Annotated in this window: 8 protein-coding genes and 6 tRNA genes; 12 read left to right on the forward strand and 2 right to left on the reverse strand. The window is 59.1% G+C overall.

What is annotated here, in order from left to right:
* Positions 1-206: 206 nt before the first annotated feature.
* Positions 207-2,243 carry an N-acetylglucosamine-specific PTS transporter subunit IIBC gene (gene nagE / locus ACMGF9_RS17705; RefSeq protein ID WP_044031763.1) on the reverse strand — a complete coding sequence of 679 codons (2,037 nt, stop codon included), beginning with the start codon at positions 2,241-2,243 and terminating at the stop codon, positions 207-209.
* A gap of 334 nt (positions 2,244-2,577) precedes the next feature.
* Here nagE and nagB point away from each other — a divergent pair, with 334 nt between their 5' ends.
* The 12 genes from nagB to ACMGF9_RS17765 all read left to right on the forward strand — a co-directional run bounded on the left by nagB (position 2,578) and on the right by ACMGF9_RS17765 (position 11,005).
* Positions 2,578-3,378 carry a glucosamine-6-phosphate deaminase gene (gene nagB, locus ACMGF9_RS17710; RefSeq protein WP_004939952.1) on the forward strand — a complete coding sequence of 267 codons (801 nt, stop codon included), beginning with the start codon at positions 2,578-2,580 and terminating at the stop codon, positions 3,376-3,378.
* A gap of 18 nt (positions 3,379-3,396) precedes the next feature.
* The gene (gene nagA, locus ACMGF9_RS17715; RefSeq protein WP_015376951.1) at positions 3,397-4,536 is read left to right on the forward strand and encodes an N-acetylglucosamine-6-phosphate deacetylase; all 1,140 of its coding nucleotides are present in this window, start codon (positions 3,397-3,399) and stop codon (positions 4,534-4,536) included.
* Positions 4,537-4,563: 27 nt separating this feature from the next.
* Entirely contained in the window at positions 4,564-5,784 is a 1,221-nt protein-coding gene (gene nagC, locus ACMGF9_RS17720; RefSeq protein WP_004939956.1) for a DNA-binding transcriptional regulator NagC, read from the forward strand.
* 67 nt (positions 5,785-5,851) lie between these two features.
* A complete protein-coding gene (locus ACMGF9_RS17725; RefSeq protein WP_004939957.1) occupies positions 5,852-6,604 on the forward strand; it encodes an HAD-IIA family hydrolase in 753 nt (250 codons plus the stop codon).
* A 190-nt stretch (positions 6,605-6,794) separates the two neighbouring features.
* On the forward strand, positions 6,795-8,237 hold the full coding sequence (locus ACMGF9_RS17730; protein WP_021504616.1) for a carbohydrate-binding protein: 1,443 nt from the start codon (positions 6,795-6,797) through the stop codon (positions 8,235-8,237).
* A gap of 284 nt (positions 8,238-8,521) precedes the next feature.
* On the forward strand, positions 8,522-10,186 hold the full coding sequence (gene asnB / locus ACMGF9_RS17735; RefSeq protein ID WP_021504617.1) for an asparagine synthase B: 1,665 nt from the start codon (positions 8,522-8,524) through the stop codon (positions 10,184-10,186).
* Positions 10,187-10,405: 219 nt separating this feature from the next.
* A tRNA-Met gene (locus ACMGF9_RS17740) sits at positions 10,406-10,482 on the forward strand.
* Positions 10,483-10,499: 17 nt separating this feature from the next.
* A tRNA-Leu gene (locus tag ACMGF9_RS17745) sits at positions 10,500-10,584 on the forward strand.
* Positions 10,585-10,614: 30 nt separating this feature from the next.
* Positions 10,615-10,689, forward strand: a tRNA-Gln gene (locus ACMGF9_RS17750).
* A 44-nt stretch (positions 10,690-10,733) separates the two neighbouring features.
* A tRNA-Gln gene (locus tag ACMGF9_RS17755) sits at positions 10,734-10,808 on the forward strand.
* A 41-nt stretch (positions 10,809-10,849) separates the two neighbouring features.
* A tRNA-Met gene (locus ACMGF9_RS17760) sits at positions 10,850-10,926 on the forward strand.
* A gap of 4 nt (positions 10,927-10,930) precedes the next feature.
* Positions 10,931-11,005: transfer RNA gene (locus ACMGF9_RS17765), tRNA-Gln, on the forward strand.
* A gap of 87 nt (positions 11,006-11,092) precedes the next feature.
* Here ACMGF9_RS17765 and ubiF read toward each other — a convergent pair.
* Positions 11,093-12,274: a 3-demethoxyubiquinol 3-hydroxylase gene (gene ubiF / locus ACMGF9_RS17770; RefSeq protein ID WP_021504618.1), complete on the reverse strand. Its 1,182-nt coding sequence runs from the start codon at positions 12,272-12,274 to the stop codon at positions 11,093-11,095.
* Between the last annotated feature and the right edge of the window lie 170 nt (positions 12,275-12,444).

Below are 12,444 nucleotides of genomic sequence, written 5' to 3' on the forward strand. Positions count from 1 at the left end.
ACCGCCTATGATCCAACAAGCCACGTCTGGAAACAACCGTTTGTTTCACGAAAAATGCGGCATATTGCACCATCGGCGCGCAGCGCACCGCCGTGGAGCGAAATGGGATAAAAAAGCGGGAAGAGATCGCTCTCTTCCCGCCAAGTCGGGGCAAACTCCGCCATGATGTGTGACCGGCCCCGGGTACTACTCAGGTAAAAACAGCCTTATTTCTGGATCTCGTACAGCTTGGTCTGACCGGCGACCACCGAGCCGCTGGCCAGCGCCGCCAGGCCGGCATAGTCGTCAGAATTGCTGACTACCACCGGGCTTATCATCGAACGCGCATTGGCGTTCAGGTAATCCAGATCCAGTTCCAGAATCGGTTGACCGGCTTTCACTTCCGCGCCCTCTTCCACCAGGCGTTTGAAGCCCTGGCCTTCCAGCGCGACGGTGTCGATCCCCATGTGCACCACGATCTCGGCGCCCTTGTCGGTTTCCAGGCAGAAGGCGTGGTTGGTGTTGAAGATTTTCACCACGGTGCCGTCAGCCGGCGCCACCACGATGTTGTCGGTCGGGCGAATCGCCAGGCCGTCGCCTACCGCCTTGCTGGCGAAGGCTTCGTCCGGCACCTGATCGAGCGCCACCACTTCACCGGTTACCGGCGCCACCAGCGTTTCAAACGCGGCTTTCGGCGCGTTCGGCACCGCCTGCGGTTTGGCTTCTGCAGCAGGGGCCGCCGCCGGAGCCGCCGCTGCCGCTACCGGGCCGGCCGCGATCACGTTGCGCATCGCGCTGGCGATAAGTTCGGCACGGGTGCCGACGATCACTTGCACGCTCTGCTTGTTCAGGCGAATAACGCCCGATGCGCCGAGGCGTTTCGCCAATGCGTCGTTCACCAGCGCGGAGTCTTTCACATTCAGACGCAGGCGGGTGATGCAGGCATCGATGCCGGTCAGGTTGTCGGAGCCGCCGATCGCGCCGACGTAGCGACGGGCCAGCGTGGTGGTTTCGTTCTCGTCTTTACCGGCGTTGCTGTCGACGTTGACGTCGTAGCCGTCGGTTTCGTCACCGGCAACCGCCAGCTCGCGGCCCGGGGTCATCAGGTTGAACTTGTTGATAGTGAAGCGGAACACCACATAGTAGATAACGAAGAACACCAGGCCTTGCGGGATCAGCATGTACCAGTGGGTCGCCAGCGGGTTGCGGGACGACAACACCATATCCACCAGGCCGGCGCTGAAGCCGAAACCGGCGATCCAGTGCATGCTGGCGGCGATGAACACCGAGATACCGGTCAGCACGGCGTGGATCACATACAGCACCGGCGCCACGAACATGAAGGAGAATTCCAGCGGTTCGGTGATACCGGTAAAGAAGGCGGCGAACGCGGCCGCCAGCATGATGCCCGCCACTTTGGCTTTGTTCTCAGGACGCGCGCAATGATAAATGGCCAGCGCCGCACCCGGCAGACCGAACATCATAATCGGGAAGAAGCCCGCCTGATAACGGCCGGTGATGCCGACAACCGCTTTACCGGCTTCGATCGACTGCTGGCCACCGAGGAAGTTAGGAATATCGTTGATGCCGGCCACGTCGAACCAGAACACCGAGTTCAGCGCGTGGTGCAGGCCAACCGGAATCAGCAGGCGGTTGAAGAAGGCATAGATGCCCGCGCCGACCGAGCCCATTTTCTGGATGTGTTCACCGAAGTTCACCAGACCGTTGAAGATCACCGGCCAGATGTACATCAGAATGAAAGCGACCAGGATCATCAGGAAGGAGATGAGGATCGGCACCAGGCGGCGGCCGCTGAAGAACGACAGCGCCTTAGGCAGCTCGACGCCGCTGAAGCGGTTGTACACTTCGGCGGAAATGATGCCCACCAGAATACCGACGAACTGGTTCTGGATCTTGCCGAACGCGGCAGGCACCTGATCCAGCGGGATCTTCTGAATCATCGACACGGCGGCCGGCGAACAGAGGGTGGTCAGCACCAGGAAGCCGACGAAGCCGGTCAACGCGGCGGCACCGTCCTTGTCTTTGGACATGCCGTAGGCCACGCCGATAGCGAACAGCACCGACATGTTGTCGATGATAGCGGAGCCGGATTTAATGAAGAAAGCGGCGAGCGCGTTGTCGCCGCCCCAACCAACAGGGTCAATCCAGTACCCGACGCCCATCAAGATGGCGGCGGCGGGCAGCGTGGCGACCGGCACCATCAGCGCCCGTCCCACCTTTTGCAAATAACTAAGAATGTTCACCTTTTCCCCCTATGTTGTCCGCGGACGGACCCTATTAGTAGTTTATTTGGAGCTCTCACTACCTTTTTAGAAACAACGCATGGCACGTATCACTCATGCCGAGTGTAAAAAATTTATTTTGTATCGCAAATTAAAACCTCCCTTTTTGTGATAAATATCACCAAAAAGTAGTCTTTACCTCCCAGATTGCTGGCCATCACACAAAACTTATTTTATCATTCAAAAAATCAACCGGACGGACGATTCACGCGAGAATCATAAAGCTGGGTTACGCTTAGGACTCCCGCAGGCCCGTACAGTATAGCTTTAGTTTACTTATCCCAAGAGGTGTTAGATGAGACTTATCCCACTGAAAGATACCGCACAAGTCGGCAAATGGGCCGCGCGTCATATCGTTCAACGCATCAACGCATTCAAGCCAACCGCAGAGCGCCCGTTTGTACTCGGCCTGCCTACCGGCGGCACGCCGCTGGAAGCCTACAAACATCTGATTGCGATGCACAAAGCAGGTGAAGTAAGCTTTAAGCATGTTGTGACTTTCAACATGGACGAGTACGTTGGCCTGCCGCAGGAACACCCGGAAAGCTACCACACCTTCATGTACCGCAACTTCTTTGATCACGTTGATATTCCTCGTGAAAACATCAACCTGCTGAACGGCAACGCCGCGGATGTCGACGCCGAGTGCCGCCAGTACGAAGAGAAGATCAAGTCTTACGGCAAAATTAACCTGTTCATGGGCGGCGTGGGCATCGACGGCCATATCGCGTTCAACGAGCCGGCTTCGTCCCTGGCTTCGCGCACCCGCATCAAAACGCTGACCGAAGACACCCGCATCGCCAACTCGCGCTTCTTCGGCGGCGACGTCAGCCTGGTGCCGAAATATGCGCTGACCGTCGGCGTGGGCACGCTGCTGGACGCGGAAGAAGTGATGATCCTGGTCACCGGCCACGCCAAGGCGCAGGCGCTGGAAGCCGCAGTGGAAGGCAACATCAACCACATGTGGACCATCAGCTGCCTGCAGCTGCACGCCAAAGCGGTGGTGGTGTGCGACGAACCGGCCACCATGGAACTGAAAGTCAAAACCGTCAAATATTTCCGCGAGTTAGAAGCGGAAAGCGTGAAAAGTCTTTAATCTTTGCAGGGGGCTACGATGTTCGCTTTAACCCACGGCCGAATCTATACCGGCCACGACGTACTTGATGACCATGCAGTCATTATCGCTGATGGGCTGATCGAGAAAGTCTGCCCGGTGGCTGAATTGCCCGCCGGCATCGAAACGCGCGACCTGGGTGGCGCCATCCTGGCCCCCGGGCTTATCGACGTGCAGCTGAACGGCTGCGGCGGCGTCCAGTTCAACGATTCGCTGGAAGCGATCTCGGAAGAAACGCTGGAGATCATGCAGCGCGCCAACGAGAAATCCGGCTGCACCAGCTATCTGCCGACGCTGATCACCAGCAGCGACGAATTCATGAAGCACAGCGTCGACGTGATGCGCGCTTATCTGAAAAAGCACCAAAACCAGGCGTTGGGCCTGCACCTGGAAGGGCCGTACCTCAGCCCGGTGAAAAAAGGCACCCACAACCCGGCGTTCATTCGCAAGCCGACCCAGGACATGATCGATTACCTGTGCGCCAACGCCGACGTGATCACCAAGGTGACGCTGGCGCCGGAAATGGTTGAGCCGCACTTTATCAAGCAGCTGACCGAGGCCGGCATCGTGGTCTCCGCCGGCCACTCGAACGCCACCTACGATCAGGCGCGCACCGGCTTCGCCGCCGGTATCAGCTTCGCCACCCACCTGTACAACGCCATGCCGTATATCACCGGCCGCGAACCGGGGCTGATGGGGGCTATCTTCGACACGCCGGAGGTCTATACCGGCATCATCGCCGACGGCCATCACGTGGCCTGGGCGAGTATCCGTAACGCCAAACGCCTGAAAGGTGATAAATTGGTCTTGGTCACCGACGCGACCGCACCGGCGGGTGCAGATATTGACCAATTTATTTTCGCCGGTAAAACAATATACTATCGGGACGGGCTGTGCGTGGATGAGAACGGCACCCTGAGCGGTTCCGCGCTGACCATGATCGAAGCGGTGCAAAACAGCGTCGAGCATATCGGCATCGCGCTGGACGAAGCGCTGCGCATGGCGACGCTGTACCCGGCGCGCGCCATCGGCGCCGATCGCCGTCTGGGCACCATCGAAGCCGGCAAGGTGGCTAACCTGACCGCCTTCACCCGTGATTTCAAGATCACCAAAACGCTCGTTAACGGTAACGAGGTTTAATTCAATGAACAGCGAGTAACATTATTGATGAGCACTGGCGGACAAGCACAAATAGGGAACGTTGACTTAGTCAAACAACTTAACGGCGCGGCAGTTTATCGCCTGATCGACCAACAGGGCCCGATCTCGCGCATTCAAATCGCCGAACTCAGCCAGCTCGCCCCCGCCAGCGTCACTAAGATTACTCGCCAGCTGCTGGAGCGCGGGCTGATCAAAGAAGTCGATCAGCAAGCCTCCACCGGCGGCCGCCGCGCGATCTCCATCGTGTCGGAAACCCGTCATTTCCATACCGTCGCGGTGCGCCTCGGCCGCCACGACGCCACCATCACGCTGTATGACATGAGCGGTAAGTCGCTCAGCGAAGAACACTATCCGCTTCCGGAACGCACCCAGGAAACGCTGGAGAATGCGCTGTTTGCCGCCATCGCCCAATTCATTGAAGCGAACCAGCGCCGCCTGCGCGAACTGATCGCCATCGCGGTGATCCTGCCTGGCCTGGTGGATCCGGCGCTGGGCGTGGTGCGCTATATGCCGCACATCAGCGTCAGCAACTGGGCGCTGGTAGACAACCTGCAGCAGCGCTTTAACGTCACCAGCTTCGTCGGCCACGACATCCGCAGCCTGGCGCTGGCGGAGCACTACTTCGGCGCCACCCGCGACTGTGAAGACTCGATTCTGGTGCGCCTGCACCGTGGCACCGGCGCCGGCATCATCGTCAACGGGCAGATTTTTCTCGGCAACAACGGCAACGTCGGCGAGATCGGCCATATCCAGATCGATCCGCTCGGCGAACGCTGCCACTGCGGCAACTTCGGCTGCCTGGAGACGGTGGCCGCCAACGCGGCGATCGAACAGCGCGTGCGCCAGCTGCTGAGCCAGGGCTACCCGAGCAAACTGACGCTGGAAGACTGCGGCATCAACGCCATCTGCAAGGCCGCCAACCGCGGCGATCTGCTGGCCAGCGAAGTGATCGAACACGTCGGCCGCTATCTGGGCAAGGCGGTGGCCATCGCCATCAACCTGTTCAATCCGCAGAAGGTGGTGATCGCCGGTGAGATCACCGAAGCGGACAAGGTGCTGCTGCCGGCGATCCAGAGCTGCATCAATACCCAGGTGCTGAAGGACTTCCGCAAAAATCTGCCGGTGGTGACCTCCGAACTCAATCATCGCTCGGCGATCGGCGCTTTCGCCCTGGCCAAACGCGCGATGCTCAACGGCGTGCTCTTGCAGCGATTGCTGGAAAGCTGATCCGCCGCTTCTGGCAGGTGTGTTATCGTCACTTCTTGCCTGCCGTAATCATGAGAAACAGCGACAAATGAAAATCAAAAACGTTATATGCGATATCGACGGCGTGCTGCTGCATGACAATACGCCGGTGCCCGGCGCCGATCTGTTCCTGGCGCGCATCCAGGAACAAGGCATGCCGCTGGTGGTGCTGACCAACTACCCATCACAGACCGCACAGGATTTGGCGAACCGCTTCGCCGCCGCCGGGCTGGAAGTGCCGGAGAGCGCGTTCTATACCTCGGCGATGGCCACCGCCGACTTCCTGCGCCGTCAGGAAGGTAAAAAAGCCTATGTGGTCGGCGAAGGCGCGCTGATCCATGAGCTGTACAAAGCCGGTTTCACCATCACCGACATCAACCCGGATTTTGTGATCGTCGGTGAAACCCGCTCTTACAACTGGGACATGATGCACAAAGCCGCCTACTTCGTCAGTAACGGCGCGCGCTTTATCGCGACTAATCCGGATAGCCACGGCCACGGCTTCTCGCCGGCCTGCGGTGCCCTGTGCGCGCCCATCGAGAAGATCACCGGCCGCAAGCCGTTTTATGTCGGCAAGCCCAGCCCGTGGATCATTCGCGCCGCACTGAACAAAATGCAGGCGCACTCGGAAGAGACGGTGATCGTCGGCGACAACCTGCGCACCGACATTCTGGCGGGCTTCCAGGCCGGCCTGGAAACCGTGCTGGTGCTGTCCGGCGTCTCCACGCTGAGCGACATCGAAACCATGCCGTTCCGCCCGAGCTACGTTTACCCTTCCGTCGCCGATATCACCATCTTCTGATGCGACCATGGCGGCCGCCCGGCCGCCGTTATTTCCTTCTCCCCCAGCGTCAGTTTGAATTTAATTCGTTCATGGCCGTAAAAGGTTTCAGCCTGCCTGCGTTAAAAATCCTCATTATAACGTTACGCCCCGCCAATAGCTGATATTGCCGGCGAGCGGAAAACCCTTACCCCTAATTAATGAGGCTACCATGAGCACAAATAACACTATTAATGCCGTCGCCGCCGATGACGCGGCCATTATGCCGTCTATCGCCAATAAAAAGATCCTGATGGGTTTCTGGCACAACTGGGCCGCCGGCGCCAGTGACGGCTACCAGCAAGGGCAGTTCGCCAATATGAACCTGACCGACATTCCCACCGAGTACAACGTGGTGGCCGTCGCCTTTATGAAAGGCCAGGGCATCCCGACCTTCAAGCCTTACAACCTGTCCGACACCGAGTTCCGCCGCCAGGTGGGCGTGCTGAACAGCCAGGGCCGCGCGGTGCTGATCTCCCTCGGCGGCGCAGACGCGCATATCGAGCTGAAAACCGGCGACGAAGACAAGCTGAAAGACGAGATTATTCGCCTGGTGGAAGTCTATGGCTTCGACGGCCTGGATATCGATCTGGAACAGGCGGCGATCGGCGCCGCCAATAATAAAACCGTCTTGCCTGCGGCGTTGAAAAAAGTAAAAGACCATTACGCCGCGCAGGGAAAAAACTTTATTATCAGCATGGCGCCGGAATTCCCGTATTTACGCACCAACGGCACCTACCTGGATTATATTAATGCCCTCGAAGGCTATTACGACTTTATCGCGCCGCAATATTATAACCAGGGCGGCGACGGTATTTGGGTGGATGAACTCAATGCCTGGATCACGCAGAATAACGACGCCATGAAAGAGGACTTCCTCTACTACCTGACGGAAAGCCTGGTTACCGGCACCCGCGGCTATGCGAAGATCCCGGCGGCGAAATTCGTCATCGGCCTGCCGAGCAACAACGATGCCGCCGCCACCGGCTACGTGGTCAACAAACAGGCGGTGTATAACGCTTTCTCGCGTCTCGACGCCAAAAACCTGTCGATCAAGGGCCTGATGACCTGGTCAATCAACTGGGATAACGGCAAGAGCAAAGCCGGCGTCGCCTACAATTGGGAGTTCAAAACCCGCTATGCGCCGCTGATTCAGGGCGGCGTCACCCCGCCGCCGGGAAAGCCTAATGCGCCGACGGCGCTGACGGTCGCCGAACTGGGCGCCACCTCGCTGAAACTGAGCTGGGCCGCCGCCACCGGCGCTTTCCCGATCGCCAGTTACACCGTCTACCGCAACGGCAATCCGATCGGCCAAACCGCCGGCCTGTCGCTGGCTGACGGCGGTCTGACGCCGGCGACCCAGTACAGCTACTTCGTTACCGCGACCGATAGCCAGGGCAATACCTCGCTGCCGAGCAGCGCGCTGGCGGTCAAAACCGCCAACGACGGCACGCCGCCCGATCCGGGGGCGCCCGAGTGGCAGAACAACCACAGTTACAAGGCTGGCGACGTGGTGAGCTATAAAGGCAAGAAATATACCTGTATCCAGGCGCACACCTCCAACGCCGGCTGGACGCCGGACGCCGCCTTCACCCTGTGGCAGCTCATCGCCTAATCGCTAATCGATTGCCGGCCAAACTGGCCGGCAATCCCGCCATCACGCTAAAAATTGCATAATCGATAATTTTTCACGTCGATAACTGAACATCCGTTAAAAACCACACCTAAGCAAACAACTATTTCTCAACGCATGGCTAAAACGCTTGCATCTCCCGCAGCTTTTGGCGCATTTTCATAACCACAGCGCAGCAAAACCGGGTTATCGCTGATAAATCGGCAATGCTGCCCATAACAGTAAAAAACAACATCACAGTCATAAAAGCCCGTTAGGAGAGTTGTATGTGTTCTATTTTCGGTGTGCTCGATCTGAAGTCCGATCCCGTTGAACTGCGTAAGAAAGCGCTGGAGCTGTCACGTCTGATGCGCCACCGCGGCCCGGATTGGTCCGGCGTTTACGCCAGCGACAAAGCCATTCTGGCTCACGAACGCCTGTCGATCGTCGACGTCAACAATGGCGCTCAACCGCTGTACAACGCTGCGCACACCCACGTTCTGGCGGTCAACGGCGAAATTTACAACCATCAGGCGCTGCGCCAACAGCTGAGCGAACGCTACGCGTTCCAGACCGGTTCCGACTGTGAAGTGATCCTGGCGCTGTACCAGGAGAAAGGCCCGGAGTTCCTCGACGATCTGCAAGGCATGTTCGCCTTCGCCCTGTATGACACCGAAAAAGACGCCTACCTGATCGGCCGCGATCACCTGGGCATCATTCCGCTGTACATGGGCCACGACGAGCACGGCAACCTGTACGTCGCCTCGGAAATGAAAGCGCTGGTGCCGGTGTGCCGCACCATCAAGGAATTCCCGGCCGGCAGCTACCTGTGGAGCCAGGACGGTGAGATTCGTGAATATTATCGCCGCGATTGGTTCGATTACGACAGCGTCAAGGACAACGTGACCGACGCCGCCGCCCTGCGCACCGCGCTGGAAGAGTCGGTGAAAAGCCACCTGATGTCCGACGTACCTTACGGCGTGCTGCTGTCGGGCGGGCTGGATTCCTCGGTCATTTCGGCGATCACCAAGAAGTACGCCGCGCGCCGCGTGGAAGATCAGGAACGCAGCGAGGCCTGGTGGCCACAGCTGCACTCCTTCGCCGTAGGCCTGGAGGGCTCGCCGGATCTGCGCGCCGCGCAAGAGGTGGCCAACCATCTGGGCACCGTGCACCATGAAATCCACTTCACCGTACAGGAAGGCCTGGACGCCATCCGCGACGTGATTTATCACATCGAAACCTACGACGTCACCACCATTCGCGCCTCGACGCCAATGTACCTGATGTCGCGCAAAATCAAGGCGATGGGCATCAAGATGGTGCTTTCCGGTGAAGGCGCGGACGAAGTGTTCGGCGGCTACCTGTACTTCCATAAGGCGCCGGACGCCCGCGAATTCCACGAAGAGACCGTACGCAAACTGCTGGCGCTGCACATGTTCGACTGCGCGCGCGCCAACAAGGCGATGTCCGCCTGGGGCGTCGAAGCCCGCGTGCCGTTCCTGGACAAGAAATTCCTCGACGTGGCGATGCGCATCAACCCGAAAGATAAAATGTGCGGCAACGGCAAAATGGAAAAACACATCGTTCGCGAATGTTTCGAGTCCTATTTGCCGGCCAGCGTGGCCTGGCGCCAGAAAGAGCAGTTCTCCGACGGCGTCGGCTACAGCTGGATCGACACGCTAAAAGAGGTCGCTGCGCAGCAAATCAGCGATCAACAGCTCGAAACCGCGCGTTTCCGCTTCCCGTACAACACGCCGACCTCGAAAGAAGGCTACCTGTACCGCGAGATCTTCGAAGAGCTGTTCCCGCTGCCGAGCGCCGCCGAATGCGTGCCGGGCGGCCCGTCCGTCGCCTGCTCGTCCGCCAAGGCCATCGAATGGGATGAATCGTTCAAGAAGATGGACGATCCTTCCGGCCGCGCCGTCGGCGTGCACCAGGCCGCCTATAAATAAACGCGCGGCGTTTTCCCTTGGGGCGGGCCTTTTGGCCCGCCTTTTTGTTGCCTTTTCCGCCCGCCAACTGCCTGAATTGCCGATTTTATCGCCATAATGTTCACAACCCAGACAAACGGCGCTTCCGGGCGCTTTTTCGGGAAAAAACTTGTTGACGCAAATCGGTCATATACGCATAATGCGCCCCGCAACGCCGATGAAGGCAAAGCAAAAAAAGAGGGCTACGTAGCTCAGCTGGTTAGAGCACATCACTCATAATGATGGGGTCACAGGTTCGAATCCCGTCGTAGCCACCATCTCTTTTTTTGCATTTGCGGGAGTGGCGAAATTGGTAGACGCACCAGATTTAGGTTCTGGCGCCGCAAGGTGTGCGAGTTCAAGTCTCGCCTCCCGCACCATTTCTCTTCATCGTCGGCGCAGTATGTTGATGGGGTATCGCCAAGCGGTAAGGCACCGGTTTTTGATACCGGCATTCCCTGGTTCGAATCCAGGTACCCCAGCCATATTCTTTCGGGAACGGGGTTTCAACATAAGATTTGTTTGCAGGTGGGGTATCGCCAAGCGGTAAGGCACCGGTTTTTGATACCGGCATTCCCTGGTTCGAATCCAGGTACCCCAGCCATAACAAACTGCTTGCAAATCAAAGAAGTAAAAAGTAACATCGGCTACGTAGCTCAGCTGGTTAGAGCACATCACTCATAATGATGGGGTCACAGGTTCAAATCCCGTCGTAGCCACCATAATTGGGGTGTCGCCAAGCGGTAAGGCTCTGGTTTCTGATACCAGCATACCCAGGTTCGAATCCTGGCACCCCAGCCATATTTAGAAAAGCCCGCTTCGGCGGGCTTTTTGCTGTCTGGCGTTCAGCCATCCTTAATAGGCCCAGCCGCCGCTGAGCCCTGTCGGTTACAATCCTAACGCGTACTTCAACGCATGTTCTTTCAGCTTGCCCGCCCGCTGCGCGGCCATCAGCGCCAGATTGCGCGCCACGTTCAGCGGAGCCAGATTATTGCTGAAGGCGGTATAAAATAGATCCATGCCGCTCTGCATCAGCAGATTGTCGGTACGGCGACGGCGCTGATAACGCAGCAGCACCGCCTCGCTGCTCCAGTCCTCTCCCTGCTCCCGCGCCTCGCTCAACACGCTCAGCAAGGCATCCACGTCGCGATATCCCAGATTGACGCCCTGCCCGGCCAGCGGGTTGATGGTATGCGCCGCATCCCCCAGCAGCGCCAACCCCGGCAGCACGTAACGCTGCGCATGACGCCGCGTCAACGGGAACGATCCGGCGGCGTGCACCTTGACCGGGCCCAGCCGCGCTGGAAAAGCGGTGGCGATCTCACGCTCCAGCTGCGCCGGCGGCATCGCCTGCAGTTGGCGAATGCGCTGCGGGCTGTCATACCACACCAGCGATGCCCAGCTGTCGTACAGCGGCAGGAAGGCGCGCGGCCCGGACGGGAAGAAGCGCTGCCAGGTCACATCCTGCTGCGGCGCGCCGGTATCGACGGTGATCAACATGCACGCCTGACGATACTGCCAGCCGTTGGTGCCGATCGCCGCCAGCTTGCGCACCTGCGAGTTGGCGCCATCGGCGCCGATAACCAGCCGCGCCTGCAGCGTTTCACCGCTGTCCAGCGTCAACTGCCAGGCCTTGTCCGCCCGCTGCAGCGATTGCAGCCTGGCGGGGCACAGCAACGTCAGGTTGGCGCACTGCGCGAACTGCTGCCACAGCGCCAACTGCAGAATACGGTTTTCCACCATAAAGCCCAGCTCCGGCAACCCCAGTGACACCGCGTCGAACGCCACCCGCGACGATGCCCATTCCCAGGTCTCCAGCCGGCGATACGGCGCCGTGCGCATCGCCGTCACGGCCGGCCAGGCGCCGAGCTGTTTCAGCAGCCCCACCGAGGTGCAGCCGATAGCGGAAATGCGCAGATCCGGCGGGCTTTGCGCCTCGAACGCCTGCGGCGCCTGATGTTCCAGCAACGCCACCGACCAGCCCGCCTGCGCCAGCCCGAGGGCCGCCGCCGCGCCGACCATGCCGCCGCCCACCACCACCGCGTCATACCGATTTTGAGATGTCTTCATATTGGCTATGTTTTCTGTGTGAATGCTCGCCATCCCACCCGGCATGGCGTTTTGCGCAGTGTACCGGATTTTCGCTTCGGCTTCAGGTTGCGTGCCATTTTCCCCCGCGCTGGTCACAACGGCGGCAAATGATTACAATACGCGCCCTGCATGTCGCGTAACGCAACTTT

This window comes from Serratia sp. BNK-23, assembly GCF_047456145.1.
Classification (GTDB): Bacteria; Pseudomonadota; Gammaproteobacteria; order Enterobacterales; family Enterobacteriaceae; genus Serratia; species Serratia nematodiphila.